We start from the raw sequence: 246 nt of genomic DNA, 5'->3' as shown, positions 1-246 counted from the left end.
TCCGACGCCGTTTGCTCGGCGTGATGGTGTTCTTCCAGCTCGTGGGCATAGAGCGTGACCGTCGTCTCCCCGTAGGTGGCGACGCGCTCCACTACACAGCGGCCAATCGTTTCCGGCAGGCGGATGGCGCTGTCGTGTTCCGCCACGATCCACGCCCCGTCCGCAAGCAGTCCCAATTCCTGCATGACACGGAGGTCTTCGGCAATGTTTTGCTGGGCGTACGGCGGGTCGAGAAAGACCAGGTCA

At 63.0% G+C, this 246-nt stretch carries 1 protein-coding gene; it reads right to left on the bottom strand.

The genetic code is table 11. The features are described from left to right. Positions 1 to 246, bottom strand: a 246-nt coding sequence (locus tag LD028_RS09315) for an RsmD family RNA methyltransferase (RefSeq protein ID WP_237811652.1), incomplete at both ends; no start/stop codon positions are given.

The organism is Anoxybacillus sp. LAT27 (genome assembly GCF_022030075.1).
Lineage (GTDB): Bacteria > Bacillota > Bacilli > Bacillales > Anoxybacillaceae > Anoxybacillus > Anoxybacillus kestanbolensis.
Note: the sequence above shows the minus strand (reverse complement) of the source record. Positions and strands in the feature narration are given on the sequence as shown.